Origin of the sequence: Blautia sp. MB18-30 (genome assembly GCF_023669475.1) — a bacterium.
GTDB classification, from domain to species: domain Bacteria; phylum Bacillota; class Clostridia; order Lachnospirales; family Lachnospiraceae; genus Blautia_A; species Blautia_A fusiformis.
The window spans coordinates 74869-92145 of sequence record NZ_JAMOYY010000003.1 but is presented as its reverse complement, the minus strand read 5'-3'; the positions used below and the strand labels follow the sequence as shown (position 1 = coordinate 92145).

18 protein-coding genes and 2 pseudogenes are annotated in these 17277 nt (G+C 42.5%); 19 read left to right on the top strand and 1 reads right to left on the bottom strand.

Features of this window, described 5'->3' with window-relative positions; translation table 11 throughout:
• The first annotated feature begins 89 nt into the window (after positions 1–89).
• From NCY57_RS17140 to NCY57_RS02145, 16 genes and pseudogenes are all read left to right on the top strand, one after another.
• Entirely contained in the window at positions 90–284 is a 195-nt protein-coding gene (locus tag NCY57_RS17140) for a DUF3789 domain-containing protein (protein ID WP_442863816.1), read from the top strand.
• Entirely contained in the window at positions 247–588 is a 342-nt protein-coding gene (locus tag NCY57_RS02215) for a plasmid mobilization protein (protein WP_002594670.1), read from the top strand. The genes NCY57_RS17140 and NCY57_RS02215 overlap by 38 nt, the downstream gene beginning before the upstream one ends.
• Positions 579–1964, top strand: coding sequence for a relaxase/mobilization nuclease domain-containing protein (locus NCY57_RS02210; protein WP_250789437.1), 1386 nt, complete (start codon positions 579–581; stop codon positions 1962–1964). The genes NCY57_RS02215 and NCY57_RS02210 overlap by 10 nt, the downstream gene beginning before the upstream one ends.
• Positions 1948–2742 carry a PcfB family protein gene (locus tag NCY57_RS02205; protein WP_118356701.1) on the top strand — a complete coding sequence of 265 codons (795 nt, stop codon included), beginning with the start codon at positions 1948–1950 and terminating at the stop codon, positions 2740–2742. The genes NCY57_RS02210 and NCY57_RS02205 overlap by 17 nt, the downstream gene beginning before the upstream one ends.
• A 6-nt stretch (positions 2743–2748) precedes the next feature.
• On the top strand, positions 2749–3633 hold the full coding sequence (locus NCY57_RS02200) for a hypothetical protein (protein ID WP_055062739.1): 885 nt from the start codon (positions 2749–2751) through the stop codon (positions 3631–3633).
• A 12-nt stretch (positions 3634–3645) separates the two neighbouring features.
• Entirely contained in the window at positions 3646–3849 is a 204-nt protein-coding gene (locus tag NCY57_RS02195; RefSeq protein WP_008789327.1) for a hypothetical protein, read from the top strand.
• Positions 3836–5191: pseudogene (locus tag NCY57_RS02190) on the top strand (VirD4-like conjugal transfer protein, CD1115 family); the annotation flags it as partial. The gene NCY57_RS02195 and the pseudogene NCY57_RS02190, both read left to right, overlap by 14 nt.
• Positions 5192–5993: 802 nt before the next feature.
• Positions 5994–7811: a reverse transcriptase/maturase family protein gene (locus NCY57_RS02185; protein WP_055057444.1), complete on the top strand. Its 1818-nt coding sequence runs from the start codon at positions 5994–5996 to the stop codon at positions 7809–7811.
• Between the two features lie 107 nt (positions 7812–7918).
• Positions 7919–8371: pseudogene (locus tag NCY57_RS02180) on the top strand (type IV secretory system conjugative DNA transfer family protein); the annotation flags it as partial.
• Positions 8372–8390: 19 nt separating this feature from the next.
• Positions 8391–8753, top strand: coding sequence for a hypothetical protein (locus NCY57_RS02175; RefSeq protein WP_015530024.1), 363 nt, complete (start codon positions 8391–8393; stop codon positions 8751–8753).
• A 73-nt stretch (positions 8754–8826) separates the two neighbouring features.
• Positions 8827–9663: a hypothetical protein gene (locus tag NCY57_RS02170; protein ID WP_002594677.1), complete on the top strand. Its 837-nt coding sequence runs from the start codon at positions 8827–8829 to the stop codon at positions 9661–9663.
• A gap of 135 nt (positions 9664–9798) precedes the next feature.
• A complete protein-coding gene (locus NCY57_RS02165; protein WP_023920514.1) occupies positions 9799–10164 on the top strand; it encodes a PrgI family protein in 366 nt (121 codons plus the stop codon).
• Positions 10157–12487, top strand: coding sequence for a VirB4-like conjugal transfer ATPase, CD1110 family (locus tag NCY57_RS02160; protein ID WP_055062744.1), 2331 nt, complete (start codon positions 10157–10159; stop codon positions 12485–12487). Before NCY57_RS02165 ends, NCY57_RS02160 begins: the two co-directional genes overlap by 8 nt.
• A gap of 13 nt (positions 12488–12500) precedes the next feature.
• Positions 12501–12902 (top strand): DUF6075 family protein, encoded by a 402-nt coding sequence (locus NCY57_RS02155; RefSeq protein WP_002594682.1) that lies wholly within the window; start codon positions 12501–12503, stop codon positions 12900–12902.
• Between the two features lie 6 nt (positions 12903–12908).
• Positions 12909–13676 (top strand): class B sortase, encoded by a 768-nt coding sequence (gene srtB / locus NCY57_RS02150; protein WP_117825230.1) that lies wholly within the window; start codon positions 12909–12911, stop codon positions 13674–13676.
• 39 nt (positions 13677–13715) lie between these two features.
• Positions 13716–15419, top strand: coding sequence for a lysozyme family protein (locus NCY57_RS02145; protein WP_023920522.1), 1704 nt, complete (start codon positions 13716–13718; stop codon positions 15417–15419).
• Between the two features lie 64 nt (positions 15420–15483).
• On the opposite strand, the gene NCY57_RS02140 is transcribed toward NCY57_RS02145, so the two are convergent.
• Positions 15484–15936 carry a hypothetical protein gene (locus tag NCY57_RS02140; RefSeq protein ID WP_015530028.1) on the bottom strand — a complete coding sequence of 151 codons (453 nt, stop codon included), beginning with the start codon at positions 15934–15936 and terminating at the stop codon, positions 15484–15486.
• A 225-nt stretch (positions 15937–16161) separates the two neighbouring features.
• Here NCY57_RS02140 and NCY57_RS02135 point away from each other — a divergent pair, with 225 nt between their 5' ends.
• From NCY57_RS02135 to NCY57_RS02125, 3 genes are all read left to right on the top strand, one after another.
• Positions 16162–16497 (top strand): helix-turn-helix domain-containing protein, encoded by a 336-nt coding sequence (locus NCY57_RS02135; RefSeq protein WP_055215124.1) that lies wholly within the window; start codon positions 16162–16164, stop codon positions 16495–16497.
• Positions 16498–16652: 155 nt separating this feature from the next.
• A complete protein-coding gene (locus NCY57_RS02130) occupies positions 16653–16868 on the top strand; it encodes a hypothetical protein (RefSeq protein WP_002594687.1) in 216 nt (71 codons plus the stop codon).
• A gap of 186 nt (positions 16869–17054) precedes the next feature.
• Positions 17055–17264: a helix-turn-helix domain-containing protein gene (locus NCY57_RS02125; RefSeq protein WP_002587820.1), complete on the top strand. Its 210-nt coding sequence runs from the start codon at positions 17055–17057 to the stop codon at positions 17262–17264.
• Positions 17265–17277 lie beyond the last annotated feature (13 nt).

The window sequence follows — 17277 nt, the reverse complement described above, 5'->3', positions numbered from 1 at the left end:
ACGGGGCAACCCGGAGGAGATGTTTATTCTTAGCGAGCAGACCATTTGGATAAACACAGTTTCCCAAACGGTAAAAGGCTCGTTAGGGGTTGCCCCTAATACCCCGTGAGAAAGGAGAACTTGATTTGAGAGAGTTATTACTTATCGCCGCCGGGACACTGCTCGGCAGTTGTCTTGGCGTTACGATGATGTGCTTATTCCAGATTAACAAAGATTGCAGAGTAAAGAGAAAGGAAGATATCGATTATGAGAAAGAGAAACATTCAGAAGATTGTACGCTTTAACCGCAAGGAAGCACAGGACTTGGCAGCAAAGGCAAAGAAGGCTTGTCTTTCCGAAGCAGGACTTATCCGTTTACTTATCAGAGGTTACGAACCGAAAGAGAAACCCGATGACCGTTTCTATGATGTGATGAGGGAACTTTCCTCTATCGGTAATAACATCAATCAGCTTGCTGCCAAAGCGAATACACTTGGTTTCATTGACGCACCTATGCTGAAGAATGAAGCTGCAAAGTGGAATAAGTTCCAGTCAGAGATTGAGAGGACATATCTTCGTCCAAATCAGAGCGAAATGAAATGGCAGTAACAAAGTTGTGGTCAGTAACAGAAAGGCTTGGTCAGGTCATTGACTATGCAACCAATCCCGAAAAGACTTCTGCAAATATCAAAAGGGAGTTTTCACCGGAACAGTATCAGGCTCTTGCTGATGTTATTGCTTATGCAAAGGACGAAGAAAAAACAGAGCGAGAATTTTATGTTGAGGGTATCAACTGTAATGTGGCGATTGCCCGTGACCAATTCATAACGGTTAAGGAGCAGTACCAAAAGACAGACGGTATCCAAGCCTATCACGGATATTTGAGTTTCAAGGAAACAGATATATCTCCTGAGATGGCACAGAAAATCGGAATGGAATTTGCAAATGAAGTGTGGGGTAAAAGATTTCAGGTCGTTGTGACAACACACCTGAACACAAAGCACCTGCATTGCCATTTTGTCATCAACTCTATTTCTTTTGTCGATGGCAAACATTTGTGGGGAGAGGAAAAAGCGTGGTTCAAATTCCGAAAAGTTGCAGACAGAATTTGTGAGAAGTACGGACTTTACTATGACCCGAATCCGAACCGCAGTAAGCAGTCGGATTATCTGACGATGAAAGAAAAGGCAGGTATGCCGACACGCTACTCGGTTGCAAAGGAAGCCATTGATTATGCTATCGACCACAGCAAGACCCTGAAAGAATTTCAGTTTGCTCTCAAGGAAATGGGATATGCCTATAACCTGAGTCCAAGCCGAAAATACTGGACGGTCATTCCAAAGGGATACGATAAGCCGATACGACTGAAAAATCTCGGAGCAGATTATACCAATGACCGGATTGTAGAGCGTATCAAAGAAAATCGTGACAGATGGGCAGAGATTGAGCCGTTCCAGAGGGCGACTTATAAACCACGACAGTACCGGATGCAGACCAGAGGGCAGAAGCTGAAAAAGAAAGGCGGACTTTATGGGCTGTATCTGTATTACTGTTACAGACTCGGTTATCTGCCCAAGTATAAGAAACAGAATAACGTAAGGCTTCATTATCTTTTGAAAGATGATTTGATGAAGCTCGATAAGATTACTGATGAAGTAAGGCTGCTCGGACGAGAAAATATTTCCACGGACGAACAGCTTTTTTCATATAAGACTTCCTTAGAGGAGCAGATGAAAAATCTGATTGCCGGAAGAACACATCTCCGAAAAAAGATAAGAACAAATATTGATGATGGTCAGCTTCAGGCGGCAAAAGATGAAATCGCTTCTATCAATGGAGAATTGAAAAAACTCCGACGGGAAGTAAAACTCTGCGAGGATATTGCGGAGAGGTCAAAGGTTATGGAAGAAAACCTTGAGCATATCGAAACAGAGGAACAAAAACAGCAGAGAAAGGAGAAATCACGCTATGAACAACGGTGGTGACGCAGCAGAGCAGGTCGTTAGGCTTTCGCTTGAAGGATTTGAAGTTGCTGCAAGATTAAGCGGTTCGGCGGCGAAGAATATCGCATTGCTTTTGGTATCGGTTCTGAAGCAGGAACAAAAGACGAAGGGCAAAGCAAGGCTTACCAATATGATTAAGTCAGGCAAGGAGCTGAAAGTCTTTTCCATTCCGCAAAAGGATTTGAAGAAGTTTACCGAACAGGCAAAACGCTATGGCGTTCTTTATTGTGTCCTCAGAGATAAGAACACAAAGGGAGAGAACGCTCCGGTAGATATTATTGCAAGAGCAGAGGACGCTTCTAAAATTCAGCGTATCGTTGAAAGATTTGAACTTGGCAAGGTGGATAAGGCTTCGATTGTCAGTGAAGCAGAGAAGGCTATCGCAGACCGTGAAGCGGTTGAGAAAGAAAAGCCGACCAAATCCAAGAGTGAAATCATTATGGAAGAAGCAGTCAGAAATCCAATGCAGAAAGAGGAGCGAGCAAACGCAAACCCCTCAGTCGCCAAAACAGACAAAAGCCCTCTGTCAAGGCAAAACTCAGAGCCGGTAGAAACGCAATCTGATAAGGGTGTTGCAAAGCCAGTGGAAAAGCCATCGGTCAAAGAGAAACTTGACCGTTACAAGGCACAGGCAAAACAGCAAAAAGAAGCAGAGCGTAAAGAGCCGGAGGTTAAGAAAGACGGCAAGAATCCGCAGCAGAAAAACGGTCAGACGGTACACCGTCAGCCGAAGAAGAAACCCAAAACAAAAGAGAGGTAATTCACTATGACAAATGATTTTAAACCCGCAAAGGCTGGCGGTAATCAGCCGAGATTATCCAAAGAGGAGTATGCGGAAAAGAAGCGAGCAGAAAAAGAAAAAGTCTATCAGATGATTGATGACGCTGCCCGTGAGATTGTGAATGACCCTGAAAAGTTCAAGAGCTTTCTTGATACGCAGAGTCGAATGGACAGATATTCCGCAGCAAATGCTCTCCTTATTTACAGTCAGTATCCGCAGGCGACACAGCTTAAAGATTTTGATGATTGGGGTAAGGACAATGTGAAGATTACCAAAGGGGCAAAGAGTATTTCTATTCTTGAACCAGTGGAATACACAAGAGCAGATGGTTCTCCGGGTATTTCTTACAATGTCAAAAAGGTATTTGATGTTACGCAGACAAATGGAAGGAAAGCTCCGGCAGTATCAGCAAACCGTGACCCGAAAGCACTTATCACGACAATGCTTGATGTATCTCCGGTGGAGGTTGCGGCAACCGATGAACTTCCGTATCCGAATATGGCAGCTTTCTATAATAATGAAAAGCAGACCTTGTATGTGAAGCGTAATGTGGGCGACAGCGTAGCAGTTGCTCAGTGTGTCGCTCAGGAACTCGGACACGCACAGCTTTCCATCAACAGCGAAAGTTACAGCCGCAGGGATATGGGCTTTCAGGCAGTGTGTATCGGATATATGATTTGCAAGAAGTATGGCGTAGATACACAGAATTTTGCAATTAACCGTATTCCGGAGGGACTGGCTTCCAAAGAGCCGAAAGAAATCCGTGCGGAGCTTTCCAAGACACGAAATGCAATGGCAGAAATTCACAGTCATATCTCTGATGAAATGTTCCGCAAGAAGCAGGAGCGTTCAAAGGACTATGAGAGATAACGGAGGGCAGATATGGAAAAAGAAAAACTCTACCACATTGCTTTGGACGATTATGAACACGGTGTTGTCATTCGCTCCTTAAACGATGAGAAAACAAAGTTGATGGAGGAAGGCAAGTCCGCAGACGCAGTAGATGACCTGCTTGTAAAAGTCGGAAATGCCCCATTGAAAAAGTTCAAAGTGATTGAAAGGAAACGCTCAGATGAAGCGAGATAATGACAGGCAGACTGCCATTATTTTATCCATTGTCGGTATCGTTCCGGTTATATGGCTGTCACTTCTGATTGCACCTTCCATAAGCGGAGGACTGCCGGAAATAGCAGCCAATCTTGCGACACTTTTTGATAATCCATTTTCCATAAAATTATGTGGGGACAGCCTGAAAACTGTCCTCATTTTGCTTTTGTGCTATGGAATGGGTATCGGGATTTATTTCTCAACAAGAAAGAATTACCGCAGACGAGAAGAACACGGTTCTGCCAAATGGGGCAATGTCAGAGCCATTGATAAAAAATACCGACAAAAGCCACTATCAGAAAATAAGCTGATGACTCAGAATGTGTGCATTGGACTTAATGCCAAGAAGCACAGACGAAATCTGAATACGCTTGTGTGCGGTGGCTCCGGTGCAGGTAAGACGAGGTTTTATGCAAAGCCTAATATTATGAATGCTGCAAGAAACAGCTATGTGATATTAGACCCGAAAGGGGAAATCCTGCGAGATACGGGACATCTTCTTGAGAAAAAAGATTACGAAGTGCGTGTGCTTGATTTGATTTCAATGGAGAAAAGCCATTGTTACAATCCATTTGTTTATTTACAGAATGATAATGATGTGCAGAAGCTCGTGACAAATCTTTTCAAGAGTACCACTCCGAAAGGTTCACAGAGCAATGACCCGTTTTGGGATACGGCAGCGTCAATGCTTCTGCTTGCACTTGTATTTTATCTGCATTATGAAGCACCGCCGGAAGAACAGAATTTTGCAATGGTAATGGAAATGTTAAGAGCCGGGGCGATTGAGGACGAGGACGACCCAAGTCCTTCTCCGCTTGATAATCTGTTTTCAGATTTGATGATAGATAACCCTGACCACATTGCTTTGAAGTATTACCACTCTTATCATTCCGGTTCTTCCAAAACATTAAAATCTATACAGATAACCCTTGCAGCAAGGCTTGAAAAGTTTAACTTGGAAAGTCTTGCTGCTCTTACTTCTGCCGATGAACTGGATTTGCAGTCACTCGGAGAGAAAAAGGTGGCACTGTTTGCACTGATACCGGATAACGACTCCAGTTTCAACTTCTTGGTGTCCATTCTTTACACACAGCTCTTTCAGCAGTTGTTTTATGCAGCCGACCATATCCACGGTGGCTGTCTGCCGATGCCTGTTCATTTTATGATGGACGAATTTGCCAATGTTTCACTGCCGGACGACTTCGACAAGATACTGTCGGTTATGCGTTCCCGTGGGGTATCGGTAAGTATCATCTTACAGAACTTGGCACAGCTTAAAGCCTTGTTTGAAAAACAGTGGGAGAGCATTGTGGGTAACTGCGTGCGCCCAGAAGTCGCCAGCGCATTATAAATTCGGCGGCGTGGTATTTATGGAATACTGCCTTTAGCAAGCAGTAGGTAAAAGTATCAAGTGATGAAAAATCACAGCCTATTATTCTACAACTTATCCGAGAGGGGAAACCCGAAGGGGAGTGTAGCATGTTGTCGCTTTTGTCAATGGATAAAAGCCTGAATGATAAGGTACTAATCCTGTGTATCTGAAAATTCAAGAATAAAAATTCGTGTATGAGGTACAAAGCTAAACTGCCTGAACGATAGCCAGAGTGGGGGAATCCGCACTCCGCATACGAAAAGGATTGAAACGTATGCTATTCCATGTTGGTTTCATTTCGCAGTTATGAAAGCAAGCGATACTCATGGAAGGACAACCGCAAGACAGCGGGTAAATGGCGAAAGTCGGTGCCGACAACACGAAACGCTAATTCCATAAATACTAACTGGGGATGACCTAAACCTGGTAACGGGCATGGTCACACAGCTCCCATAGTAGTCTGAGACGTTAATGACGTTCACATGGCTGTTACGAAGCATTTTATTTGATACCGTAATTTGCAGAATCCGGAAAATTAAAATATCCCATTTTTAGCCTTGTTATAACGGTAATAATTTTTTCTATTACTGTTATAACAAGGATTCCAGGGGTTCGGGGATGGAAGATCCCCGCATTATTTCTACACAATTTAATTCTCCGAAAATGCCATATTATAATGTGCTGGTCAACAACATGGCGAAGGGGAGCAGCTTATTTACTAATACGATATGAAAGGACGGTGCGAGAGGCATTGAGAAATCCAATCCAAGTATTAAGTAGTTTGACGGAAAAGTCAAAGAATGAATCTTACAGGTTTCAAAGATTATATCGGAATCTGTACAATCCAGAGTTCTATTGGCTTGCATATAAAAACATATATGCAAACACAGGCAGTATGACTGCCGGTGCAGATGGAACTACTATTGATGGCATGAGTGACGAAAGAATCCAAAGGATTATTGAATCCATGCGAGATAAAAGTTACCTGCCAAAACCTGCACGCAGGGAATATATTGCTAAGAAAAACAGTAATAAAAAGCGTCCGTTGGGAATCCAGTCGGGCAATGACAAACTGGTGCAGGAAGTAGTGAAGATGATTTTAGAAAGCATTTATGAGCCTGTGTTTAAGAAAACATCTCATGGGTTCAGACCAAACAAAAGCTGTCAGACAGCATTATACCAGATACAGAAAACCTTTACGGGAACGAACTGGTTTGTTGAGGGCGATATACACGCCTGCTTCGACAGTTTTAATCACCACACAATCATCAGATTGCTGAGAAAACGTATTGATGATGAAATGTTTCTACAACTCATCTGGAAATTTCTAAAAGCAGGCTATATGGAGCAATGGACGTACAATCGGACATACAGCGGAGTACCGCAGGGTTCAGGTGTCAGTCCAGTGCTTGCAAATGTGTACCTTCACGAATTAGATAAATTTATGGAGGAATATGCACAGAAATATAACCGAGGAAAGAAGAAACAAATGAACTCCGACTACAAGAAAGTTGTCAAAAAGGCATCCTATTATAGATGTATGGGCAAAAAGAAGTGGGCGGATTTATCTCCAGAAGAACGCTGGGAACGCAATAAACATTTGAAAATGCTTGAAAAGCAAACACGACAGCTAACTCCGACCGAACCTTTGGATGAGACGTATAAACGGATTCAGTACACCCGATACGCTGATGATTTCATCATTGGAGTAATTGGGAGCAAAGCGGACGCAGAACAGATGAAAGCTGACGTCGGCAGATTTCTCAGGGAAGAACTGGATTTGGAAATGTCCGAAACCAAAACCAAAGTTACGCATACAGGAGACAGAGCCAGATTTTTAGGCTATGACATTACGGTATCCAGAAGTCAGGATTTAAAGAAATCCGCAGGAGGATACAAAATCAGAAGCAATGCAGGAGTGGTGAAATTACTTGTACCCAGAGAAAAATGGGTGGGAAAGTTACTGGAATATCATGCAATCAAAATCAAGATTAACGAAAACGGAAAAGAAAGATTTGTAGCCCTACACAGAGGAAAACTGGTAAATCAAAGCGATATAGAGATTCTGGCAAGATATAATGCGGAAGTTCGTGGACTTTACAACTATTATGCCATAGCAAATGATTCCTTCAAGATAGGCAGATTTGCCAATCTTATGAAGTACAGTATGTACAAGACATTTGCCTGTAAGTATAAAACAAATGTTCACGAAATCAAGCGCAGATATTGTGTTGGAGGTCTGTTTACAATCGCATACGATACCAGAGCAGGAAGGAAAATCACGACCTTTTACAGAGACGGGTTTAAGCGAAAAGAATCAGCTACGAAGTTTGACAATGTGAGCGAACTTCCGCAGTTCTCAAAATACGCTAAAACCAACACTCTGAAACAGAGAGTGGAACGCCATACCTGTGAACTTTGTGGAAAGGATTGCAGAAATCTGGAAATCCATCAAGTAAAGAAACTAAAAGACTTAAAGGGCAATGCGGAGTGGGTACTCCTTATGCGCAAAAGGAGACGGAAAACTCTTGTGGTATGCCCTGAATGTCATAAACTGATTCATTCTTAATACCGTAAATATAATAAGCGGAAAGCCGTATACATCGAGAGGTGTACGTGCGGTTTGGGAGGGAGGGGACGCAAGTCCTGCAAAGGATGAGCTGAACCTTACCTCATGATGAATTTCTTTACCTCGGTGGAAATGAGCAGTCAACCCATAAATATGTGTCGGAGCTGTTGGGTAAGGAAACCATTGATACCAACACGTTCGGAAAGAGTACCGGAAGAAGCGGTAATTATTCCACCAACTATCAGATTAGCGGGAGAGAGTTACTTACCCCTGATGAGGTGCGTATGCTCGATAATCAGTACGCTATTTTATTTATTCGTGGGGAAAGACCCATTATGGATTTTAAATATGACATTATGAAACACCCGAATGTGGCACTTACCACAGACGGAAAGGCAAGTCCTTATAAGCACGGAGAAGTTACAAAAGATATTGCTTCGATTGCCATTTGGGACATTGACCCTGCAACACTTCCTGAAAAGGAAATGGAAGAAACGAACTGGGAACTTCTTTCCGATGAGGAGATGGAAGCTCTGTTCATAAACAATCAAACAAATTAAATTTTGGAGGTATTCAACTATGACTATTTTTAAGAAAAAAGCAACTGATACTCAGGAAACAAAGAAACTGCCTATGACCGGAAAGGTTAAGAAAGGCTTCCGTGCTTACTGCACAATGGTCATTGTCGGTGCGTTGGCACTTGGAATGACAACGACTGCATTTGCAGCGAATGACCCGCTTACCGTAGTCAACAATCTGTCTGACTTTATCTTCGGACTTATCCGTGCCATCGGTATGATTTTGCTCGGCTTTGGTATCGTGCAGGTCGGTCTTTCACTCAAATCTCACGACCCTTCTCAGAGAGCCAATGGCTTCCTGACTCTTGCGGGTGGTGTCATTATTACTTTCGCCAAAGAAATCCTTACTCTTATCACAGGCTAAGATAAGAGTTACACAGTTATCGAGGGGTGTGCCAAGTTAAGGTACACCCCTTAATTGTAAGGAGGTGCTTTGAATGAGTGATAACTGGGTAGTTCAAAATCTTGAAAATGCCCTTGAAACTTGGAATGAAAAACTGTCGGAAATATGGACGCTCATCACAACTACACCGCAGAACTTTAAGGGCGGGAATATCTGGAAGGTTATCGTTGACATCAACGGTGCAGTTCAGGCTATCGGGCTTGCCTTACTTGTGTTGTTTTTCGTGATAGGTATGGTAAAGACCTGCGGAAGTTTTACAGATGTGAAAAAGCCGGAACACGCTTTGAAACTCTTTGTCCGTTTTGCGTTGGCGAAAGGTGTTATCACATACGGAATGGAACTTATGCTTGCATTGTTTAATATCGTGCAGGGTACGATTTCAACCATTATGAATGCTGCCGGATTTGGAACTCCGGAACAGACGACTTTGCCCGCAGAAATGGTAACGACCATAGAGGATTGCGGATTTTTCGAGAGTATTCCCTTGTGGGCGGTAACGCTTATCGGAGGATTATTTATCACGGTGCTGTCGTTTATTCTGATAATGACGGTGTACGGAAGATTTTTCAAGTTGTATATGTACACAGCACTTGCACCGATACCGCTTTCCACATTTGCAGGAGAACCGACACAGAATGTCGGCAAGAGTTTTATCAAGAGCTATTGTGCCGTTCTGCTTGAGGGAGCAGTTATTGTACTTGCTTGTATTATTTTCTCTGTATTTGCATCATCGCCGCCAGTAGTGAATCCTGACGCAGCAGCAGTTACGCAGGTGTGGGCATATATCGGGGAATTGGTATTTAATATGCTTGTTCTTGTCGGTGCAGTAAAAATGTCTGACCGTATTATCCGAGAGATGATGGGACTTTAAGGAGAGATTTTGAGATGAACCAAAGAGATTGTAAGAAATGCGTTTACTATGGCGGTAAACGAAAAGGCAAAGTCTTTTGCCTGAATGATAAATGCGTGAGGGAGAAAGACCGAAACCGCAGGAAAGGAAACAGATATGGAAGTAAAAATTAACCGAGAAATCAGAAATTATACAGAGTCAATGTTTTTTGGGCTGTCGCTCAGACAGTTCATTTTTTCTGTTCTCGCTTGTGGCGTTGCGGTAGGACTGTATTTCTTGCTCAGACCGTATGTTGGCACGGAAACCGTATCGTGGGTGTGCATTTTGGGTGCTGCTCCGTTTGCGGCACTTGGCTTTGTGAAGTACAACGGTATGACCGCAGAGAAAGCAATCTATGCGTGGATAAAATCGGAGTTTTTAATGCCGAAGAAGCTGGTATTTCACTCCACCAATGTTTATTACGAACTGATGAAGCCAAGCATTGAACAGAAGCAGAAGGAGGTATTGAAGTCAAATGATTAAGACTCTTACAAATTTGTTTAAGCAGGATAAAGAAAAATTTGTTGTACCGAAAGGGGTGCAGGACGTGATTCCCGTGGCAGCTATCTTTGATGATGGCATTTTCAAAGTGGGAAAGGATAAATATTCAAAGACCTACCGCTTTACGGATATTAACTATGCAGTGGCGAGCCGTGAGGATAAGGAAGCGATGTTCCTTGAATATTCCGAACTTCTGAACTCTCTTGACAGTGGTGCAACGACAAAAATCACAATCAATAATCGTCGGCTCAACAGACTGGATTTTGAGCAGACAATTCTTATTCCGACAACCGGAGATAATCTGGACGAATATCGAGAGGAATACAATAAAATGCTTCTTGATAAGGCAACGGGTGCAAACTCCATTGTTCAGGATAAGTATATTACCATTTCCATCAACAAAAAGAGTGTGGAGGACGCAAGAACTTATTTTGCCCGTGTCGGTGCAGATTTGATTGCTCACTTCGGCAGGCTTGGAAGTAAGTGTGTGGAACTGGAAACAGACGAAAGACTTCGTATTTTCCACGACTTCTATCGTGTGGGAGAAGAAAGCTCTTTCCACTTTGATATTAAGGAAACAAGAAAAAAGGGACACGATTTTAAGGATTATATCTGCCCCGACACAATGGAATTTGAAAAGGACTATTTCAAGATGGGAAACCGTTATGGAAGAGTCCTTTTTCTTCGTGAATATGCGTCCTATATCAAAGACAGTATGGTAGCGGAACTTACGGATATGAACAGAAATCTGATGATGTCCATTGATATTGTTCCCGTTCCAACTGATGAAGCAGTAAAGGAAGCAGAGAACCGTCTGCTTGGTGTGGAAACCAATATCACAAACTGGCAGCGTAGGCAGAATGCCAATAACAACTTCTCTGCAACTGTTCCGTATGATATGGAGCAGCAGAAGAAAGAAATGAAAGAGTTCCTCGATGACCTTACGACCCGTGACCAGAGAATGATGTTCGCTGTTATCACAATGGTTATTACGGCAGACAGTAAGGAACAGCTTGAGAATGATACGGAAGCGTTGCTTACCACAGCAAGAAAACATCTTTGCCAGTTTGCAACACTGAGATTTCAGCAGGTAGATGGACTCAATACGGTAATGCCGTTTGGAACAAGAAAGATTGATGCGTTCAGAACACTTACAACAGAGAGCCTTTCGGTATTTATCCCATTCAGGGTGCAGGATATTTTCCACGAGAACGGTATCTATTACGGTCAGAATGTTATCAGCAAAAATATGATTATCGCAGACCGTAAGCAGCTTTTGAATGGTAACTCCTTTATTCTCGGTGTATCTGGTGGCGGTAAGTCATTTGCGGCAAAGGGAGAAATCATCAATCAGGTGCTTTCTTCAGACGCAGATATTATCATCATCGACCCTGAGCGAGAGTATTCACAGCTTGTCAATGCAATGGGCGGAGAGGTAATCAATATTTCTGCTACTTCCGACAATCACATCAATGCAATGGATATGAATAAGGATTACGGCGACGGTGCAAACCCTGTCATTTTGAAATCCGAGTTTATTATGTCCCTTTGTGAACAGCTTATCGGAGGAACAAATCTCGGAGCGAAGCAGAAGTCTATCATTGACCGTTGCACGGCAAGCGTGTATCGCAGTTATCAGCAGAATGACTATCAGGGACATATACCGACCTTGCAGGATTTCAGGGCAGAACTTTTGCAGCAGGACGAACCGGAAGCAAAGGAACTGGCACTTGCCATTGAACTTTTCACACACGGTTCTCTGAATACCTTTGCAAAGCAGACGAATGTGGATACCAATAATCGCCTTATCTGCTATGACATTCTTGATTTGGGTAAACAGCTTATGCCGATTGGTATGCTTGTTGTCCTTGACTCTATCCTGAACCGTATCACACAGAACCGTGCAAAGGGTAAGAACACCTTTATCTTCATTGATGAGATTTATCTTCTGTTCCAGCACGAATACTCTGCAAACTTCCTCTTTACCTTGTGGAAGCGTGTGAGAAAATACGGTGCATACGCAAGTGGAATCACTCAGAATGTCGATGACCTTTTGCAGAGCCACACAGCGAGAACCATGCTTGCAAACTCAGAGTTCATCATTATGCTGAATCAGGCTTCCACAGACAGGCTTGAGCTTGCAAAACTTCTGAATATTTCTGACCTCCAGATGTCCTATATCACGAATGTGGAAGCAGGACACGGACTTATCAAGGTGGGAAGTTCGCTTGTACCGTTTGCAAACAAATTCCCTAAGAACACGAAACTTTATAAACTGATGACAACCAAACCGGGCGAAGCATAAGGAGGGATTTACAATGTCTAAGATTCAATTTCGCAATGCTGCACACAGAGATTTTGTATTGGAAAATCTGGATAAGTGCAAAGTCAACGACTGCTATCACAGAGCATTTTTCTATGTGATGGGTATTTCAGAAGAAACAAGAATGAACATCGGAAAGATGTTTGATTTTAAGAGGGATTGCATCATACCAGAAGGTATGCACGGCGGTTGGCAGACAAGTGGCACAGTCAAGGTTTGCCACCTTGCCTTTAATCTTTGGAATGGATTTACGGAAGAAGGCAGGGAAAATCTCTATACACCGGAGGAACTGTTCTGTTGCGGATATGCTCCGTATTTTATGGAGGGTATCAAGTTGAGGTATCCGGAGTATTGCAGAGATTTGACTCCACCTAAGAGAAACGATATGGAAAGGTAAGAGAAAATGAGCAGAAAAATCTATATTATTATTGCAATGGTGTTTACGGTAGTGTTGTCTGTAAGCACCTTCTTTATTATCCGTAATCACATTGACTCTGCCAAGCAGAATGAAGTCTATGATAACCTTGCGGAGATTGTGGAGGACGAGCCGCCAAAGGAAAATGAGGGCGTGACGTTTTCGGAAGATAAGGACTATCTTGCGGAATATTTTGAACTTTATCGGCAGAATGAGGATATGGTGGGTTGGATAAAGGTTGAGGATACCAATATCAACTATCCGGTCGTGCAGTCTGTAAATGAGCCGAACTTCTACCTGAAGCACAAGTTTGATAAGACCTATTCCGCTTATGGCTGTCCATATGTGCAGGAAAATTGTGATGTGCAGAAACCTTCAGACAACATCATTATATACGGACACCATATGAATGACGGCTCGATGTTTACGGGACTGATGAAGTACAGAAACAAGAGCTTTTGGGAAGGTCATAAGACGATTACCTTTGATACACTGACGGACAGACACCAGTATGAAGTGATTGCAGTCTTTAAGACGGTCGTTTATACAGACAGCTCCGATAGCTTTAAGTATTATGAGTTTACGGACGCAGAAAATGCGGCAGAGTTTGATGCGTATGTTGCTAAGTGCAAGGAACTTTCTTTGTATGATACCGGAGTATCGGCAGAGTATGGCGACAAGCTTATTTCTCTCTCTACTTGTGAATATTCAAGAAACAATGGCAGGCTTGTTGTTGTCGCTAAGAGAGTGGATTAAACCCCACTCTCTATTATTTTTCGAGAAAGGAGGAAACCGATGGCTGATATAAAAACAAGAGATACAAGCAAAGGTACAATCAAGACCATAAATAAGGCAGCAGTTGCCACGGAGCGAATGAAGAAAGCCTATGTGATGACGAAAGATAAGGCAGAACATTCCACCAATGCTTCGGAAAATTCCGCAGAGGAATATGCTTCCGATAAAATCGAAGCGGCAACGGATAGGGCTGTTCACGAAACTGCATACCGTGCGGATAAAGTCGGCAGATGGGGTGTGCGTGAAACAAGGCAGAATTATCAGAAAGCCAAAACGGGAATTGAGAATTTCAAGACCAAGCGTGCAGAGAAACAGCTTCAGAAACAATCGGTCAATCCTGTCGGAAAACAGAGCATCCGAACTCTGGAGCGTACGGAGAAAACAATTAAACAGTCTGCAAGGTCGGCAGGAAATACGACAGTCAAGACCGTATCGAAAGGTGCAACCAATACTGTTCAAAGGTCGGTCAAGACCGCAGAACAAACGGCAAAGACTTCTATTAAGACCACCAAAGAAGCTGCCATTATAGCACAGAAAACAGCAAAAACAACAGCCAAAGCAACACAGAAAGCGGCTCAGACGGCAAAGAAAGCGGCGAAAGCCACAGCAGATACCGTTAAAGCCACAGCGAAAGCTACTGTTGCGACAGTCAAAGCGATTATTGCAGGGACAAAAGCACTTGTAGCAGCAATCGCCGCAGGCGGTTGGATAGCGGTTCTGATTATTATGATTGTCGTGCTGTTTGGTGCTGCCGTAGCAATGTTTGGAGGAGGAAGTGACAGTAATTCCTATACTCCGGTAAGTGCAGAGGTAGAAGCCTATGAACCCATCATACAGAAGTATGCCAAAGAGTACGGCATTCCTGAGTATGTGGAACTTATCAAGGCGGTTATGATGCAGGAAAGCGGTGGCAGAGGACTTGACCCTATGCAGGCAGCAGAGGGAAGTTTCAATACAAGGTATCCGCACGAACCTAATGGAATTAAAGACCCTGAATATTCTATCCAGTGTGGAGTTCAGGAATTGAAAGCGGCTCTTACTTCGGCAGAAGTGGAAAGTCCGATAGATATGGAGCATATCAAACTTGCCTTGCAAGGCTACAACTTCGGTAATGGGTATATTTCTTGGGCAAAAACAAAGTATGGCGGTTATTCTTATGCCAATGCAGTGGAGTTTTCCACTCAGCAGGCACAAAGGCTTGGTTGGGACAGTTATGGAGATACCCAATATCCGGCTCACGTTCTGAGATACTATCCGTATGGGCGAGCCTTTACTGCCGGAGGTAATCAGGCGATTGTTGAGGTTGCCTTGACACAGCTAGGCAATCAGGGCGGACAACCTTACTGGAGTTGGTACGGCTTTAACAGTCGAGTGGAATGGTGTGCCTGCTTCGTATCTTGGTGTGCTGACCAATGCGGGTATATTGAAAGCGGACTTGTTCCGAAATTTGCAGGTTGCGTGGATGGTGCAAACTGGTTTAAGTCAAATGGAAAATGGCAAGACCGCACTTATGAACCAAAGGTAGGAGATATTATCTTCTTTGATTGGGAAGGCGACGGTACAACAGACCACGTTGGTATCGTAGAGAAGTGTGAGAATGGCACTGTTTATACTGTAGAGGGTAACTCAGGCGATGCCTGCAAGCAAAGACAGTACGCAGTCGGAAGCAGTAATATCTATGGATACGGTATTCCGGCATATTAAAAATTCCAGACGGTGTCTGGAAAATTGAAAAGATGGCTGCTCAGTTGAGTAGCCATCGGGTACATTATGAGAAATCAGTTGTTTCTCTGTTATTCAGGAAAATATGGTGTGTGTGATAAGTGAAGCTGAAAAGCATATCGGCATTTTCTTTGCTGCCGTCTAAAAAGGAAATATCATCGGCAAGGATAAAAAGAATTGCTAACAGCTTCTTGATATATCCAGTGTAGCAGGCATAATCTACATAGATGTTGGCGATATATCCCTCGGCAAATTCTATCAGGTCAGCGTCAATTTCAAAGCTATTGGATAGTTCGTAAACGGTTTTGATAAATTTATCCTTGTCAGCAATTCGCTCTTTACTTGGAACACTTCTGCGGTTCTTCTGTATAAATTTAAAAAAATCATCAGCTTCCGTAAAGTCGGGAGTGACTGAGCTGTCAGTTCCCAAATCTGTTTTGTAATCCTCAAATTTCTCTTTTTCAAACCGATTACTGAATATTATCTTTTGTTCGTCCATTCCTTTTACCCCTAAGTTTATTCTATGGAGATTGTTTAACTTGGCTCTTGGGTTGTGATTTGTCTTTCGCCATTAACAATCGTGAATTACTACTTTTATAGTATAACATAAAAATAGTTGGGAATCATCACTAATAGTTGGTTTGACTTCCTTTGGGTGCGTGTGATTTGAAATCGACTTAACCTATACTATTAGTTATTGAAACACACTAAGGGAGGTGATGTGATGAAGCTCGATACAATCGGCAAGAATATAAGAAAGTTCCGACTTGCAAGGAAATTACGCCAAGAAGATTTGGCTGAGAAAACAGATTTGACAACAAATTATATTGGTATGGTTGAGCGTGGAGAGAAAATTCCGTCACTCGAAACTTTCATAAAGATAGTAAATGCTTTAGGTGTATCATCGGATATGGTTCTTACAGATGTTCTGGAAACGGGATATACAGTCAAGAACTCAATGCTGAATGAGAAGCTTGAAAAACTTGTTCCTGAAGATAGAAACAGAATTTATGAAGTCATAGATACACTTGTGAAGCAGTCAAAGCAAATACTTCCATAAAACACAGAAGTTCGTCCTAATCGACGAGCTTTCTTTTTTTCAGTATAAAAAATTTCTGCTATCGACAAATTTTTCGGGACTTCGACAGAGAGAATATGCTATAACAACAACTGTCAGTGATAGACACATACTAATAGACATAGGAGGAAGTAGAAGTGAACGACATTTTCAGACAAATAGCAAAAGAAAATGGAACAACCGAAAAAGCAGTAAAAGAGGAAATGCAGTTTGCCATTCGGGAAGCAATGAAAAGTGCTGAACCGGAAGCAATAGCTTTTTGGAAAGCAGTTGCACCGGACGGAAAAGAGCCGCCGATAGAAAAGGTCATAGCAATGATTGCATTGAATGTTAATAATAGAATGTATAATTGAGGTGCTTCGGCATCTCATTTTTATTATTCTTTAGAAGAGTTGCATTAGGTGTTTGCAAAAAGTGACACCTTAGTGTCTGAAAGGTTACATTTCTGCCTGAAATCTTGAAATGCCTGAAAATTTAATATATAATGTTAAATGACTAACTGTAACGAAGAAGAATTATAAGATGAAGAGGTGTTACTGATGAAGATATGCTATAACAAACTTCAAAAACTTATGATTGACAATCAAATGAAAAGACAGGATTTAATGCGTGCAGCCGAAATTACATCATACGCTGCAACGAAGATAAATAAGAATGAGCCGGTATCTCTTGAAGTACTGATGAGGATATGTCAGGTGTTTCACTGCGACATCGGAGATATATGCGAAGTTATTTTAGATGAAGATTAAAACACGGAGGTAA